The sequence below is a fragment of the Enterococcus sp. AZ103 genome (assembly GCF_051714685.1).
Classification (GTDB): domain Bacteria; phylum Bacillota; class Bacilli; order Lactobacillales; family Enterococcaceae; genus Enterococcus_A; species Enterococcus_A alishanensis.
The window spans coordinates 288,689-303,756 of record NZ_JBIOSI010000001.1; the positions used below are offsets into that span (position 1 = coordinate 288,689).

Here is a 15,068-nt window from a genome sequence, read left to right on the forward strand (position 1 = left end):
CTTTATACGATTGTTCCTTTAGTTGAAGGAATTTCATCTGGTGCTGCCTGATTGATAGCGACTGCTTCGCCTAACGCGCGACCAAAACCTTTAAAACACGCCTCTACAATATGATGGCTATTTTTTCCAGCAATTTGATGAAGATGCACACTCGCGCCTAATTCTCTAGCAAAAGCAATAAAGAATTCTTCCACCAATTCGGTATCAAACTGAGAACCAATTTTTTCACTAGGAATTTCTAGTTCGACTACCGCCATACCACGACCACTAATATCGATTGCCGTCATTACTAAAGCTTCATCCATCGGTAGTAACATACTGCCGTAGCGTTTAATCCCACGTCGTTCGCCTAAAGCATCTGAAAAAGCCCGAGCAATCGCAATTCCCACATCTTCAGTCGTGTGATGCGCATCTACTTCAGTATCGCCATTACAAATCAATTCCAAATCAAAGCGACCATGGCGGACAAACAATTCCAACATATGATTTAAAAAACCGACTCCAGTCTCAATCGATTGTTTTCCGCTGCCATCTAGATTTAAGCTTAATTGAATTTTTGTTTCGGTCGTATCTCGTTTGACTGTTGCTGTTCTCATCAGGCCACTTCCTTTAAAATGTCTTTACAAGCTGTTATTAACGCTGCCATTTGTTCGGTTGTTCCAATCGAAATTCTCAAATAATCTTTGGTTCTTGGCTGATTAAACCAACGGACAAATATTTTGCGGGCTTTTAATTGGTTTAATAAAACTTCGCCCGAAATATTTGGATGTTTAGCAAATAAGAAATTGCCATAGCTATCAGTTACTTCAAAGCCCAATTTTTCCAAAGCTGCTTTTGTTTCTGTACGATTATCAATAATTGTTTGAATTTTTTCTGCCACATAAGCCGGTTCACTTAAGACAGCCGCCGCCACTGCTTGAGTCATAGAATTGATATTATAGGGATTGGTAGAAAACTTTAATTTATTTAAATCTGCAATCAATTCCGAATTACCCACCGCATAACCAAGTCTTGCACCAGCCATTTGACGAGATTTAGAAAACGTACCAATCACCAACAAATTCGGCAATTGATCGACAAATTGAGTCATTGATTCTGCCCCAAAATCAACATAAGCTTCATCAACAATCAATAAGCGTTCTGGATTGCGCTGTGCAAAAGCTACTAATTCATCTGTGGCTAAAAAAATACCCGTCGGTGCATTGGGATTCGTAATAATCACTGTACCAGTTAAATCATCATAGGCTGTTAAATCAATCGAAAAATCCTCATTAAGAGGTATGATCGTTGCGGGCGTTTGATAATAGTTGGCATATATTTGATAAAAACCGTAAGTAATATCTGGAAATGCTACACCATCTTCAGTAAAGGCTTGAAAAAGATAAGCTAAAACTTCATCAGAACCATTACCTAAAAAAATCTGATTTTCTTTTACTTGAAAATGTTTAGCCAATGGTTTGATGACTGATTGACAACTGGTATCACAGTAACGATTCAAATTTACTGCTGCTGCTACCGCTGCTTGTTTAACTGCTGGCGCTGGCTCAAAAGGACTTTCGTTGGTGTTTAATTTGATAAATTCAGTATCATCGACTTGTTCTCCCGGTGTGTACGGCACTAAATCGGCATATTTTCGATTTAAAAATGACATCTAGTCCGCCTCCAATCGTAGCTGCATCGATCTAGCATGCCCCACTAAATCTTCTGTTTCAGCAAAATACGCCACCGCTGCGCCAACTTCTTTCAAAGCAGCTTCATCATAATACAAATAGCTACTTTTCTTCACAAAATCATCCACAGACAATGGCGAATAAAAGCGAGCAGTACCTTCTGTCGGTAAAGTATGATTCGGTCCTGCAAGATAATCTCCTAATACTTCTGGTGTATGGTGACCTAAAAAGACACTCCCGGCATTTTTCACTTGGCTTAATAATGCAAAAGGTTCTTTAACAGCTAATTCTAAATGCTCTGGTGCAACTAAATTAGCAATTTCCACGGCTTCTTTTAAATCCTTAACTAAAATAATTTTACCGTTTTGATTCAATGAAGCTTCAGCAATTTTTTGGCGGGGTAAAGCAGCCAATTGTTTACTGACCTCAGCTTCAACAGCCTCCGCTAAATCAGCATCGGTCGTCACTAAAATGGCTTGAGCCAACGTATCGTGTTCAGCTTGCGCAATCATATCTGCGGCTAACCAATTAGCTTTGCCACTTTCATCCGCTACGATTAAGACATCACTTGGTCCAGCGATCATATCAATATCGACCTTGCCATAAACCATTTTTTTAGCTGTCGCAACATAAATATTTCCCGGTCCGACTATTTTATCGACTTGCGGAATCGTTTCCGTTCCATAAGCCAAAGCTGCGACTGCTTGTGCACCACCAACTTTATAAACTTCATCAACACCAGCAATTTTTGCCGCTGCTAAAATAGCCGGTTCAACTTTTCCTGCTTGATTTGGTGGTGTCACCATCACAATTTTAGCTACACCAGCGATTTTTGCCGGAATAGTATCCATCAAAACAGTACTTGGATAGCTAGCTGTCCCACCAGGAACATAGACGCCAACTTTTTCTAAGGGTAAGATTCTTTGCCCCATCACGACACCTGGCTCGTCAGTCGCAACAAATCCTTGACGAACTTGTTTTTGATGGAATGAGGTAATTTTTTCTTTGGCCAATTTTAAAACGGTCAACAATTTCTCCGGTACTTTTTCTAACGCTTCTACCATCTCAGCTTCACTGACTTTTAGGGCAGTTAATTCAATTCCATCAATTTTCTTGGTTAATTGAAATAAGGCTTGATCCCCGTTTTTTTCAACATCTGCCAAAATATCCGTCACAACTTGGGAAACATCGGCGGTTTCGCTTGCTTGTCTTTGTAAAATTCGACTGTATTCATCTTTTTTTGTATCAAATTTTCTCATAGCTGTTTCCTCACATTTTCAATTACTTTTTGAATTCGTTCCTGTTTAAAACGCCAAGCAGCTTGATTGATAATTAATCGGGCAGATGATTGGGCAATATCAGCGGTCACTTCTAAATCATTTTCCTTCAAAGTCGTTCCTGTCTCTACAATATCGACAATCACATCTGATAAGTTTAGCAATGGCGCTAACTCGATTGATCCATGTAATTGAATCAGTTCTACTGAACGTCCGATGCTTTCAAAATATTTCCGGGTAATCTTAGGATATTTTGTGGACACTCTCAATGGTCGTGAAAAATCTTCTTGATAATCTTTATGTGCTGCCACCGCTAATTTACAAACACCCATTTTTAAATCTAAAAATTCAATCACATCGGCTTCTGATTCTAATAAGATATCTTTGCCTACCACACCAATGTCAGCAGCACCATGCTCTACATAGATCGCGACATCACTAGGTTTCACTAAAAAGAAGCGCAACTGATTCAACTGGTCTTCAAATATCAATTTACGATTGTCCTCAAAAATATTCTCTGCTGCAATTCCTGCTTGGGTCAGCAATTGATAAATAGCATCTCCCATTCGACCTTTTGGCAAAGCAATATTTAAAAACTCAGTTTGTTCGGTGGTCTCATGAGCTGTTTTTCCCACGTGATTTAGATTCATGCCATAACCAACAGCGCCTTGATTCTTATGTTCCTTTTCTAATAAGCGATCATAGCGACCCCCGTAAAGGATCGTTTCTTTTGCTTCTTTAATGAACCCTTGAAATAATAAACCACTATAATAATCCGCATCATTCACAACTGAAAAATCCAATCGCATCCGAATATTCGATGATAAGTCATCCATCTGACTTAAAGTGTCAAATAAATTTTTTAATTCTTTTAAACTAGCTAAGCTTTCAGGAAAGTTTGCCAACAATTCTTCGGCTCGACAAATTTTCTTTTCAAAATGACCAGCTACTCGCACGAGTTTCCCAAGATTTTCACTTTCTTCTTTTGTCAATCCATTCTTTTCAGCCAGTTCTGTCATGGCGTGGGAGCTCTTCATTCGCATGGCAACGACTACTTTTTCATGCTCAGACTCAGGAAATTTCTGACAAATGCCCGCTAAAATACCGATGTGAGAAACATCTAATGTCCCTTCGCCAACCAAAGATAGACTTTGCCAAGCCAATTTCAAAACTTCTACTTCGTCTTTTGGTTGGATTTTATCGATTAGTTCGATCCCGATTTGATTGATTTTTTGATATTCACCTGCTTGCGAGTCATGACGATAAACATCTTCCACATAATACACTCGCTGCGGTTGATTATTGGGTAAATTTTTAACGATGGATAAAGTGACATCCGGTTTTAAAGCCATTGTACGCCCATCATTTCCGGTAAAGGTAATTACACCAGTATTTCTTAGGAAATTCAGATTCCGTTGATATAGTTGATATTCTTCAAAATTATTTAAGTGATATGGACGAAACCCATGCTCTCGGTATAACTTTCTAAGCTGTAATTCAATTTTTTCTTTTGGAAGTAAAATATCCCACAATTGATCCATTTATTTCGCCCCTTAAATTAGAATATAATTAGTTTTTGTTTAAACTATATTAATCATTTATACAGAAAAGGTCAATCTTTTTCAGTAAAATAAGCATTTTTTCCAAAAAAAAGAAACCTAATTTTCAGGTTTCTCTGGTCGTTTTAAAACATCTTCCCATTCAGTCATTTGGTCGATAAATTTTTTACTCTTTAAATGCAATCCCACATACTCATCATATAATTGATCCAGTATCCTGCGAATTTCTTTTTTTGTTTCTGCTTTTAGTTTGATTTCACCAATTTTGTCATAAGATAAATTGGCAAACATCCGTAAAAAATAAATACCCCGAGGATCCGCATGATAACGATGAAGATCATGATCAAAATGCTGCTGACATAAGATGCCATGATATTTTGAAGAAAAATCAAAAATCCCTGTCGTCTTACCGCAAACACCACATGCCCGCCAATTCAAGCCAACACCAAAGCGAGCCATCATTTGAACCTCAAAAATATTAAGGATGGTTTCACCATCATAACCCTCATCTAATAATTTCAAAGCCGAATGAGTGAAATGATACAAAGCTGGATCATAGACATGGTCGTCGATTGCCGCATCCACCAAACCTAAGATATAAGTGCCATAAGCATTTAGAAAAATATCTGCTTGTAACTGACGAAACGGGTGTACCTCTTTCGCACTGTTTAAAAAAGACAAGCCTTCTTGTTTCAAGCTGCCAATATAAATAGCTTCCGTAAAAGGCTGAGTCGCACTTCTCAAAGGATTATTGGGTCGATGTAATCCTTTTGCATAAAACATCACCTTACCGGCCGATTCAGTAAATATTTTCACTAGCTGATCTTTTTCTTTATAATCGCGGGTAAATAAAATCATTCCCTTTGTTTCTGCTAGATTGGCCATCCTTTCACCTCCCCATCAAAAAAAGACAGAAATTCTCTGTCTTTTAATAGTCATCGTTGCGATAACCATAATCTTGTAAATAAGTTTTCTTATCACGCCAGTCTTTTTGTACCTTAACCCAAAGTTCTAAAAAGACTCTATCGCCTAAAAGATTCTCAATATCTTTACGGGCCTGCGTACCGATATTTTTCAGCATTTTACCGCCTTTTCCGATAATAATACCTTTTTGACTATCTCGTTCCACAATAATAGTCGCTTGAATATGAATTTTACCAGTATCAGCCCGTTTCATCGTATCGGTAACCACCGCTACTGAATGAGGCACTTCATCCCGTGTTAATTTTAAGACTTTTTCGCGAACCAATTCAGAGACAATAAAATATTCTGGATGATCAGTGATTTGATCATCAGGGAAATATTGCGGACCTTCTGGCATTTGGTCCACTAATACCGACAACATCCGATCGACATTGTTTCCTTCTGTCGCAGAAATAGGAATGACTTCTTTAAAATCCATTTGAGTTCGATAGTCGTCAATAATATGCAACAACTGGTCTGGATGAACCTTATCGATCTTATTAATGATCAAATAAACCGGCACGTTTTGATGGGACAATCTTTCTAAGATGAAATCATCTCCGCGACCTCTTTTTTGATCAGCGCTAATCATAAACATGATGGCATCCACTTCCCGTAACGCACTATAAGCAGCTTCCACCATATAATCACCTAAACGTGATTTAGGTTTATGAATCCCCGGTGTATCGATAAAAATAATTTGGGCATCGTCTGTTGTATAGACCCCTTGAATTTTATTTCTAGTTGTTTGCGCTTTGTCACTCATAATCGCAATTTTTTGACCAATTAAACGATTAAGTAAAGTTGATTTACCCACATTAGGACGACCAACAATCGCTACAAAGCCTGATTTATGTTCTGTCATAAATTGTTCCTTTCTTAACTAAATAATAGTGCCCAAATTTTGGGAATAAAGATCATCGCACCAATCAATGCGGCAAATAATGATGTAACTAACACAGCGCCTGCCGCCATATCCTTAATTTTCTTTCCAATGGGATGAAAATGAAAGTCAGTCACCATATCGACGACATTTTCAAAAATAGTATTGATGATTTCTACAATCCAAACAATGAAAACCGCTAATATAATCCAAAGCCATTCTTGATGGGATAAACGAAACAAGAAGCTGGCAATAAAAACCAAAACACCAAATAGGACATGTTTACGCATATTACGTTCTTCTTCAAACACAGTTCGAATACCGACTAGCGCAAACTCCAGTGAATTAATGAAGTGTTTATTTTTTTTTACGTTCTTATCTTTTGAGTCCATAGGCATCCAAAATCTCTTTCTGTAAACCAAACATTTCTTTTTCGTCTTCAGGTGTCATGTGGTCATATCCATTAATGTGTAGGAAGCCATGGAGCGCCAAAAAACCAATTTCACGATCAAAACTATGACCATATTCTTCCGCTTGCTCACGGGCTCTTTCTGTGGAAATCATGATATCGCCTAATTCTCGCGGCATCTCTGCCAACTCTTCATCATTCATGATGACGGCAATTTCCCCTTCGCCTTCTTCTTCCAAGGCAAAGCTTATGACATCAGTCGGCGCATCTTTTCCACGGTAGTCACGATTGATCACTTGAATCGCCGCATTATCCATAAAAGTTACTGACATTTCGGTATCTTTAGGCAATTTCAAAAAATCAGCAGCAAATTGCAACAATTCGTCGATTTCTTTGATTTTTTCAGGTGTCACTTCGCCTGTTTCATCAATAAAAGTAATCTCCATTATTCTGCTCCTTGTTCTTCTTTCATTTTCTCTGCTTCAGACTTCATCTTAGGATATTTAATCCGAGAATGGAAGGTTGAGCTCAAACTAGACACTAGCGACTTTTCAACAATCCGAATTTCTTGTAGTGTTAGTCCCGATTCATCTAATTGGCCATCTGAGATTCTTTCTTCAATTAAGTCATGAACAAAAATTTTAATTTTATCAAAGCTAGGCTGGTCCATCGCTCGAACGGCAGCCTCACAGCTATCGGCAATATTAACGACACCAGCTTCGCGAGTTTGCGGTTTTGGTCCCGGATAACGAAAATCAGCTTCTGTTATTTCTGGGTTACGTTCTTTAGCTTTCACATAAAAGTATTTCATTAACGTTGTACCATGATGTTGCCAGCAAATATCAATCACCATTTGTGGCATCTTATATTCTTCTAAAATTTCTGCACCTTCAGTTACATGACCAAATATAATTTGCTTACTGTCTTCTGGTAATAAGAAATTATGGGGATTTTCTGCACCTGGCGGCAGATTTTCCACGAAGAAATTAGCATGACGTATCTTACCAATATCATGGTAATAACAAGCCACTCGTGTTAACAAACTGCGGCCGCCAATTTCAGCAACGGCGTTGGCACTTAGATTCGCGACCATCATTGAATGATGATAAGTTCCCGGTGCCTCTTCTAACAATCTTTTTAATAAAGGATTGTTCGGATTACTTAACTCATTCAAGGTAATGACACTGCTATCTGTCACTAATAATTCAATATACGGCTGTAATCCCATGCCCAAAAGAATCGAAAACATTGAGCCGGCAAATGAACTAATTAATGTGGTCCATGTTCGACTGTCAAAAGCCGACAAGCCTTGATAAATATTCAACACAATTGTCCATAAAACCGGAAATAGCACAACCCAAAGCAATGCTTGTTTTGCTTGATCGGCAATGCGTTTTTGTTTCACCATAATCGCCAATGTTCCAGCAAATAGATAACTCATTAATATAATCGTTAAATTATTGGTTCCAATCGCGCTGTAAAAAACAAACAAGGCAAAGATAGTTTGAAAGACTGCTGCCAAGGCTCCTGCTCGTCGATTTACAAAGACTGTAAGAATCAATGGCACAAACGCTGCTGGGAAAAATAAAGACAGCGTACTGGTATTACTACTTTGGAAAATCTGTAGGAATTTCATCAGCAAAATACCGACACTCAAACTAGCTGCATAAAACAAGATAAAGCGAACTCGTTGAAAATTCCCTTCGATTTGATGAGAATAAAAATACAACAACAATAATTGTAATAATACAGCACAAATCATCGCTACTAACGGAAAGATTGAACCAGTTGAATTGGTCATTCCTAGTAAATCCAATTTATTTAAAGCAGTTGCATCAATCTGACTGCCCTCGCGGACAACTACTTCCCCTTGATAAATCATGACCGGTTGAACTGATTGTCGCGCCTGTCTTTTTAATTCTGCTGTTCTTGTTTCATTTAATACATCATTGATGACGATGCCATCTTCAATCAAATAACGAATGACTTGGACTTGGACTTCTGTGTGGTTGGTCATATCAATCTTATCCAACGCCAATTGTTTATCATCACTTAAATCCGTTTCACGAATCCTTTTTTCCATTTGTTCATCGATTAAAGCCAAACTCTCCGTTTTCACTGCTTCTAATTGACTTGATGACAATTGCACCGCATCACTATAAAAATCATTAGGCAGCTGTTGATAAAAATTTACAGTATCTTGATCTAGAGTTTCGAAGCTTTTTTTAACGGCGGCAACACGTTCATCCACAGTGGGCTGAGAAATGACTTCACCGCTATCTGCATCAGCAACCTTATCTTGATAGCTTTTATCAATTTCATTATTTGTTTTAACAATCAAATCGATCAGCTGACTGATTCTATCGTGCTGAGTATCCGCTGTATCTGCTTGGTAGGTATATTCAGGCGTAACTGCCTCAGCCGCTAATTTTCTACGCTGTTTTGTCTCAGTCGTGTTCTCAATCGTTTTATTTGCTCGAACACTTTCAGTCGCTACTTGACCCTCTTGGTAGTTTACGCCCTTTTGCTTCACACTACTAAAGAGCGTCAAAAATAAAATCAAACCAAAGACGAATAAAATCAATGGAATGAAGTATTTTCCTAGCTTTTTGCGTAATTGATTGATTGGCTGGTTAAACATAGATTTCCTCCAATCTATTCGTTGGTACGTTTCAAGCTTTCTTTTTCGTAAGCTTCAATAATTTCAGCAACTACAGGGTGCCGAACAACGTCGCTAGACTCAAAATTAACAAAGCGAATTTTTTTTATGCCTTTTAATGTTCTTTCTGCATGAATTAATCCACTCAATTGACCTTTAGGTAGATCGACTTGGCTAGTATCACCATTGACAATCATTTTAGAATTAAAACCTAGTCTAGTTAAAAACATTTTCATTTGCGCAATCGTTGTATTTTGTGCTTCGTCTAAAATTACAAAGGCATCATCTAAAGTTCGCCCCCGCATGTAAGCTAACGGTGCTATTTCAATCACACCGCGTTCCATCAAACGATTGGTATGTTCTAAACCAAAAATTTGGTGTAACGCATCGTACATTGGTCGTAAATATGGATCGACTTTTTCCTTTAAATCACCTGGTAAAAATCCCAAGCTTTCCCCGGCTTCCACCGCTGGACGAGTTAAAATAATTCTCTGGACTTCACCTTTTTTCAAAGCCGCAATCGCCATAACGATCGCTAAATAAGTTTTTCCTGTTCCGGCTGGTCCGACGCCAAAAACAACATCAGACTTGTTGACGGCTGCAATGTAACGACTCTGACCAATATTTTTTGGTCGGATTGGTTGACCATTGCGATCCTTTAAAATTTCTTGTTCATACATTTGAATAAATTCATCCAGATGTTGTTCTCTTGCCAATCGTAAGGCGGACATAATATCAGGTGTCGTAATCTTAATGCCACGATCAATCAAGACTTGCAACGCCCGAATAATTTCCACAACTAACTTGGCTTCTTCTGACTCTCCGATGACCTGGATCGTTTCTCCGCGAGTGTTAATCGTCGTTCCAGTATTTTCTTCTAAAAATTTAATATGTTTATCGTGAGCGCCTAACAGCATACTCACATCGTCTTTAGCATCTAATTTTATCTCTAACGACTCAAAATCGTTGTTTACCAAAAATCCTTCATCTCCTCGTTTTTTTGTTCATCTTATCATACCACATCACCCTTAAAAGCAAAATTTTCAGGGCTAATTTCTTATCTTGCGCTGCTATGTAAAGTAACAAAAAAGCCACCGACTAAACGATGGCTTACTAATCTTATTGTAACAGTTCTTTGACGATGGCGTTCACTGCATTACCATCAGCTTTGCCTTTGACTTGCGGCATCACCACACCCATCACCTTACCAAATTCTCTAGCTGATGTTGCGCCTGTTTTTGCAATTGCCGCCTTCACAATTTCTGTAATTTCTTCGTTAGAAAGTTGTGCTGGTGAATACTTTTCGACAATCACCATTTCTTTTTTTACCTTGTCAACTAAATCTTGACGGTCAGCTTTTTCAAATTCAGCTAAAGAATCACGACGTTGTTTCATCTCACGAGATAAAACCGTTAATTCTTCGTCTTCATTTAAATCACGACCTAGTTTGATTTGCTCATTTTGAACTGACGCTTTCAACATTCGAATCACTTGCAAAGACTCTTTATCTTTTGCTCGCATCGCTGTTTTCATGTCATCGTTCAAAGTCGTAAGTAGTGACATCTGAATCACTCCATTTGCTAACTAGAATTTTTTACGTTTTCTAGCTGCTTCTGATTTTTTCTTACGTTTCACGCTTGGTTTTTCATAAAACTCACGTTTACGAGATTCCTGCAAAGTCCCAGCTTTTGATACGGAACGTTTGAAGCGACGAAGAGCATCGTCAAGGGATTCATTTTTACGAACCACTGTTTTTGACATATTTAATTCCCTCCCTCCGAGCTTTAAAAGTAACCGTTTTTGTATTTGAAATTAAAATTCCAAAAACTAGACTGTCCATCTGATATTATAGCTAAAGGTCAAATAACAGTCAAGTTGTCTTGCGTTTTTTTATTTTCGTTGACAATCTGGACAGCGTCCATATAATTCAAAACGGTGCCCTTCAATCTCACAGCCATTTAATTGTTCTTTAAAGAAATCCATCGGACACATATGAATTTCTTCTGTTTTCCCACAAACGGTACAAATAAAATGATGATGATGGCCAAAATCTTCATTACAGCTAAAACGGAATTTCATTTCTCCATGAAGTTCGGTATCTTCAATAATTCCGATCTCACAAAACTCCCTTAAATTACGATAGACTGTATCATAACTTAAACCTGGAAATAAATCATTCATATAATCATAAAGTTCTTTAGCCGCCACATAACGATTATTTTTAATTAAAAAATCAATTAAAGTCTCTCTTTTTTTTGTATATTTAAAGCCATTATCTTTTACTGTCACCAATGCTTTTTCTAAAAGTGTTGCCACAGGTATCCCTCCATCAAAGTGTAATCATTCTGATTAAAAATATGGTATAATAAAATTACTATCAATGCAAGGAGTTATCAAACATGGAGAATCAAAACCCCGATTTAGTTTCAATTTTTATTCTGTCAGATTCAGCCGGCGAAACTGCTTCAAAATTGGCACAAGCGTCTATGGCGCAATTTCCAACGACTGAATTTTGTTTATTCCGCCGTACTTTTATTAATACCGAAGAAATGTTAAATAAAGCTTTAAATGATGCAAAAAGCGAAGATGGTATGGTTTTTCATACCATTATTGACCCACATCTTTCACAGCTTGCCCGTGATTTTTGTGAACGTGAAGGTATTTTCCAGCTAGATGTCCTTCATCCTGCGGTAGATGAGATTTCTCGCCGAGCACATGTTGATCCCACTGGTGAACGTGGTGCCTTACATCATTTGAATGAAAATTATTTCAAACGGATCAAGGCAATGGAATTTGCTGTAAAATATGACGATGGAAAAGATCCTAAAGGCTTTTTAGAGGCCGATGTCGTTTTACTTGGTGTTTCTCGTACATCAAAGACGCCTTTAAGTTTGTATTTAGCAAATAAAAACTTAAAAGTCGCAAATTTGCCGCTGATTCCACAAGCTCATATACCTAAACAACTTTGGGAAATTGATCCGAAAAAAATTGTCGGTTTAACAAATGATCCAGAAGTTTTAATCGGTATCCGCAAAGAACGGATGCGGGCCTACGGTTTAAACCCCGAGACAGCCTACTCAGACGCTTCTAAGATCCAAGCCGAACTAGACTTCGCTAATGACCTATATCAAAAGCTAGGTTGTGTCATCATCAATGTCGCGACTCTTTCAATCGAAGAAACCGCAGCAATGATCATGAGTGCCCTAGATTTAGAGGATCACAGTTATTTCTTTACCGAAGAAGAAAAAGCCTGATAAAAATAATGCCAGTGAATCTGAGATATTTTTCTCGATTCACTGGCTTTTTTTGTTTACTCTTTTTGCTCATCATCAGCTTTAGTTTCTTCGGACTTTTCACCTGACGAGGTATCAGCTACTTTATTTTCTACTTCATTGTTTTCATTACTTGTTTCGCTAGTTGATTTACTAGCTACTGATTGTTCTTCTGTGATTTGTTTCAGACTATCAGGAGTATTCTGACTTTCTTCTAAAGCTTTTAATTTGGCTTTTTGTTGTTTATTCTTACGGATTAAGAAAATTGCTGCTAAAGCAAAAATTGCTACTAAGACCCCTAAAATAATCACCATCGTGTAATCTTCTGGTTCCACATCTGGATCGGCCTCATTAAACTTATCCGCTTCCTCGCGAGTAATAGTAAAGCTTTCTTCGATGGGCCATTCATTCTCTCCTGATGTAATCGAACCAGTTAAAACATAATCTCCTGCTTCAAAACGTCGGCCATCCATCGGCAAGAACAAATCAAAAATAGTATTTGGCGCAAACTGCATATTTTCCTGATCCGTTTCAACGATCACTTCATCCGATCCTTCTCGCTTAAGTTCAGCTTTGTAATGAGCCTTATTAATGTATGTAGCTGAAGTATTCCGAACTTTTAAAGAAATCGCATTTCTTACATTTTGTTGGTTGGCTACAGCGCCGTCAAAAACAACTTCTGGCGTAACTGTTGTTTCATTATTTCGTAATAAGATGGCAATTTCATAGCCAAATAAATTTTTAATATTTGTTCCGGAAGCTTCTTCTTCATTAGTAGAATCATCTTGTTGACTTAAATAAATACCACCGGCGATTACACCATCATATTCTTCCGCAGGCATCGTAATCGTCATCGCTAATTCTCGCTCTTCTTCTGGCGCTAAAGTGACAGTCTCTTCATTTATTTTCACTATGTCTTCTATATTATATTTCAAGCTATCGTCGTAAATTCGTTCTTTATTTTCAAAATTAGAGTATTCAACTACCCCACCAGAATTGGTCATTGCAGAATTAATTTTAGGAACTACTGTAACATCACTGTCTGAAGTATTTCTTAAAGTAACGGTGATTTCCTGTGATTGACCTGGCGACATCATTAAATCATAATAAGTAACCTCTTTATTATGTTGATTATCTGGAATATTAGGTTTCACACTAAATCGTAGTCCACCTGCTGCTTCCACTTGCTCCACGAAAAAAAGGCACTAGTTATAAAAAAAAGACTACATAGTACAGTAACTAACTTTTTGAATTTCATCTTCTTCCCTCACTTCTCATTTAACTTTGCTATAAAAAAGCTCAAACATTAACTTTAAGAAAATGTTTGAGCTATTCTTTTAAATAATCTTATGGAGCTGGAGCTGCTGTAACTGTCCAATTGATAGTAGATTCATACTTTCCGACAGCTTTAGATGCTTCTTTAGGAACTTCCAAAGTAAACTGAGTTAGATCTAGTTCAGTTGTTCCTTTTGCACTATCAGAAGTCACTGCATTTAAAACTGTTCTATCTGATCCTGGTACTAATTCTAGTTTATTTTCAATTGGATCAAAATCATTGGAACCAGTGATATTAGTTAATGCTCCAGGATTACCGTAAGTTGATAATACTGCACCATTTAGCTCATCTGTTCCTAATTTAAATTGTTCAGCTTGTTGAACTTTTACAACCCAACCATTTGTTGCACTACTACGATTATCCGTTACAATAACTTTACCTGTCGTGATATTAGAAGCTGAACCATTCTCATTATCTGTGCCATCATCAGTGGCATAGTAAACTTTGTCTGCATCATATTGAATTTCATGAGAACCAAACAATAAATTATCTGGCAAAGCAGCATCACTATCATCCAAATCTAAGGTCCCGTCAGTGTAAGTAACTTCTCCTTTAGTAGTTTTTGTTTGAACCGCTTCTACACTCTGTAACCCCGCTGTAACACATACTGCTGATAAACCAATAATACTCAATACGTATCCTAATGCTTTTTTCTTCATAATCTTCTCTCCTTAATTTTTTTTATAATAAAACATTAAATGTTTTACTAGCTTTGTTAGGTAAATCATCATACAAAATATCACTACACCAATTCCCAAACCCACCAATGACCATTTAATCAACATACCGGTTTGAGGTAGACGACCATTAGGTTTAGTCCCACCGGTTGATGGTACAGTTGATCTGTTTTGTTCGGACGTGGAGCTTTCAGTAGGTGGGGGATCAGATTTTTCATAAAAACCAACTTGTGCATTTGAACCATTTCCCTCATTATCTATCGTTTGTGCCCCATACCCAGCAGAGGCCATGCTCAAAAGTATCAAGATACTTAAGAACAGACTGGAAAAAAATTTAATTAAACACTTTTTCATTGTTTTTCC

The 15,068-nt window shown here is 37.5% G+C and carries 17 protein-coding genes; 1 reads left to right on the plus strand and 16 read right to left on the minus strand.

All coding sequences use genetic code 11. The features are described 5' to 3' along the window. Positions 1 to 2: 2 nt before the first annotated feature. The 13 genes from hisB to ID741_RS01465 all read right to left on the minus strand — a co-directional run bounded on the left by hisB (position 3) and on the right by ID741_RS01465 (position 11,742). Positions 3 to 596, minus strand: a complete 594-nt coding sequence (hisB, locus tag ID741_RS01405; RefSeq protein ID WP_218324255.1) for an imidazoleglycerol-phosphate dehydratase HisB — start codon at positions 594 to 596, stop codon at positions 3 to 5. Next, positions 596 to 1,651: a histidinol-phosphate transaminase gene (hisC, locus tag ID741_RS01410; RefSeq protein ID WP_438718838.1), complete on the minus strand. Its 1,056-nt coding sequence runs from the start codon at positions 1,649 to 1,651 to the stop codon at positions 596 to 598. Before hisC ends, hisB begins: the two co-directional genes overlap by 1 nt. Continuing rightward, positions 1,652 to 2,929, minus strand: a complete 1,278-nt coding sequence (gene hisD, locus ID741_RS01415) for a histidinol dehydrogenase (RefSeq protein WP_438718840.1) — start codon at positions 2,927 to 2,929, stop codon at positions 1,652 to 1,654. After that, entirely contained in the window at positions 2,926 to 4,488 is a 1,563-nt protein-coding gene (gene hisG, locus ID741_RS01420; RefSeq protein ID WP_218324252.1) for an ATP phosphoribosyltransferase, read from the minus strand. Before hisG ends, hisD begins: the two co-directional genes overlap by 4 nt. A gap of 117 nt (positions 4,489 to 4,605) precedes the next feature. Next, positions 4,606 to 5,391 carry a DNA repair protein RecO gene (recO, locus tag ID741_RS01425; RefSeq protein WP_438718841.1) on the minus strand — a complete coding sequence of 262 codons (786 nt, stop codon included), beginning with the start codon at positions 5,389 to 5,391 and terminating at the stop codon, positions 4,606 to 4,608. 43 nt (positions 5,392 to 5,434) lie between these two features. Next, positions 5,435 to 6,334: a GTPase Era gene (gene era / locus ID741_RS01430; protein ID WP_218324250.1), complete on the minus strand. Its 900-nt coding sequence runs from the start codon at positions 6,332 to 6,334 to the stop codon at positions 5,435 to 5,437. Between the two features lie 14 nt (positions 6,335 to 6,348). Beyond that, positions 6,349 to 6,744: a diacylglycerol kinase family protein gene (locus ID741_RS01435; protein ID WP_218324809.1), complete on the minus strand. Its 396-nt coding sequence runs from the start codon at positions 6,742 to 6,744 to the stop codon at positions 6,349 to 6,351. Further along, entirely contained in the window at positions 6,728 to 7,207 is a 480-nt protein-coding gene (gene ybeY / locus ID741_RS01440; protein ID WP_218324249.1) for an rRNA maturation RNase YbeY, read from the minus strand. Before ybeY ends, ID741_RS01435 begins: the two co-directional genes overlap by 17 nt. Beyond that, positions 7,207 to 9,402, minus strand: coding sequence for an HD family phosphohydrolase (locus tag ID741_RS01445; protein WP_218324248.1), 2,196 nt, complete (start codon positions 9,400 to 9,402; stop codon positions 7,207 to 7,209). Before ID741_RS01445 ends, ybeY begins: the two co-directional genes overlap by 1 nt. A 14-nt stretch (positions 9,403 to 9,416) precedes the next feature. After that, positions 9,417 to 10,337: a PhoH family protein gene (locus ID741_RS01450; protein WP_218324808.1), complete on the minus strand. Its 921-nt coding sequence runs from the start codon at positions 10,335 to 10,337 to the stop codon at positions 9,417 to 9,419. A gap of 202 nt (positions 10,338 to 10,539) precedes the next feature. Further along, entirely contained in the window at positions 10,540 to 10,983 is a 444-nt protein-coding gene (locus ID741_RS01455; RefSeq protein ID WP_438718842.1) for a GatB/YqeY domain-containing protein, read from the minus strand. A 21-nt stretch (positions 10,984 to 11,004) separates the two neighbouring features. Beyond that, positions 11,005 to 11,181: a 30S ribosomal protein S21 gene (gene rpsU / locus ID741_RS01460; protein WP_002356740.1), complete on the minus strand. Its 177-nt coding sequence runs from the start codon at positions 11,179 to 11,181 to the stop codon at positions 11,005 to 11,007. 129 nt (positions 11,182 to 11,310) lie between these two features. Further along, complete coding sequence (locus tag ID741_RS01465) at positions 11,311 to 11,742, minus strand: Fur family transcriptional regulator (protein WP_438720433.1); 432 nt, start codon at positions 11,740 to 11,742, stop codon at positions 11,311 to 11,313. A gap of 77 nt (positions 11,743 to 11,819) precedes the next feature. Here ID741_RS01465 and ID741_RS01470 point away from each other — a divergent pair, with 77 nt between their 5' ends. Next, complete coding sequence (locus tag ID741_RS01470) at positions 11,820 to 12,674, plus strand: pyruvate, water dikinase regulatory protein (RefSeq protein ID WP_218324246.1); 855 nt, start codon at positions 11,820 to 11,822, stop codon at positions 12,672 to 12,674. A gap of 56 nt (positions 12,675 to 12,730) precedes the next feature. On the opposite strand, the gene ID741_RS01475 is transcribed toward ID741_RS01470, so the two are convergent. From ID741_RS01475 to ID741_RS01485, 3 genes are all read right to left on the minus strand, one after another. After that, entirely contained in the window at positions 12,731 to 13,876 is a 1,146-nt protein-coding gene (locus tag ID741_RS01475; protein WP_438718843.1) for a DUF916 and DUF3324 domain-containing protein, read from the minus strand. Positions 13,877 to 14,039: 163 nt separating this feature from the next. Beyond that, positions 14,040 to 14,687, minus strand: coding sequence for a WxL domain-containing protein (locus tag ID741_RS01480; protein WP_438718844.1), 648 nt, complete (start codon positions 14,685 to 14,687; stop codon positions 14,040 to 14,042). A gap of 12 nt (positions 14,688 to 14,699) precedes the next feature. Further along, positions 14,700 to 15,059, minus strand: coding sequence for a hypothetical protein (locus ID741_RS01485; protein WP_438718845.1), 360 nt, complete (start codon positions 15,057 to 15,059; stop codon positions 14,700 to 14,702). Between the last annotated feature and the right edge of the window lie 9 nt (positions 15,060 to 15,068).

What these genes read in the sequence shown, in the direction of transcription:
- ID741_RS01455 (WP_438718842.1), bottom strand. Translation starts at nt 10,983, where the DNA reads ATGTCACTACTTACGACTTTGAACGATGACATGAAAACAGCGATGCGA.
- rpsU (WP_002356740.1), bottom strand. Translation starts at nt 11,181, where the DNA reads ATGTCAAAAACAGTGGTTCGTAAAAATGAATCCCTTGACGATGCTCTT.
- era (WP_218324250.1), bottom strand. Translation starts at nt 6,334, where the DNA reads ATGACAGAACATAAATCAGGCTTTGTAGCGATTGTTGGTCGTCCTAAT.
- hisG (WP_218324252.1), bottom strand. Translation starts at nt 4,488, where the DNA reads ATGGATCAATTGTGGGATATTTTACTTCCAAAAGAAAAAATTGAATTA.
- ID741_RS01480 (WP_438718844.1), bottom strand. Translation starts at nt 14,687, where the DNA reads ATGAAGAAAAAAGCATTAGGATACGTATTGAGTATTATTGGTTTATCA.
- ID741_RS01470 (WP_218324246.1), top strand. Translation starts at nt 11,820, where the DNA reads ATGGAGAATCAAAACCCCGATTTAGTTTCAATTTTTATTCTGTCAGAT.
- recO (WP_438718841.1), bottom strand. Translation starts at nt 5,391, where the DNA reads ATGGCCAATCTAGCAGAAACAAAGGGAATGATTTTATTTACCCGCGAT.
- hisC (WP_438718838.1), bottom strand. Translation starts at nt 1,651, where the DNA reads ATGTCATTTTTAAATCGAAAATATGCCGATTTAGTGCCGTACACACCG.
- ID741_RS01435 (WP_218324809.1), bottom strand. Translation starts at nt 6,744, where the DNA reads ATGGACTCAAAAGATAAGAACGTAAAAAAAAATAAACACTTCATTAAT.
- ybeY (WP_218324249.1), bottom strand. Translation starts at nt 7,207, where the DNA reads ATGGAGATTACTTTTATTGATGAAACAGGCGAAGTGACACCTGAAAAA.
- hisD (WP_438718840.1), bottom strand. Translation starts at nt 2,929, where the DNA reads ATGAGAAAATTTGATACAAAAAAAGATGAATACAGTCGAATTTTACAA.
- ID741_RS01450 (WP_218324808.1), bottom strand. Translation starts at nt 10,337, where the DNA reads ATGCTGTTAGGCGCTCACGATAAACATATTAAATTTTTAGAAGAAAAT.
- ID741_RS01445 (WP_218324248.1), bottom strand. Translation starts at nt 9,402, where the DNA reads ATGTTTAACCAGCCAATCAATCAATTACGCAAAAAGCTAGGAAAATAC.
- ID741_RS01485 (WP_438718845.1), bottom strand. Translation starts at nt 15,059, where the DNA reads ATGAAAAAGTGTTTAATTAAATTTTTTTCCAGTCTGTTCTTAAGTATC.
- hisB (WP_218324255.1), bottom strand. Translation starts at nt 596, where the DNA reads ATGAGAACAGCAACAGTCAAACGAGATACGACCGAAACAAAAATTCAA.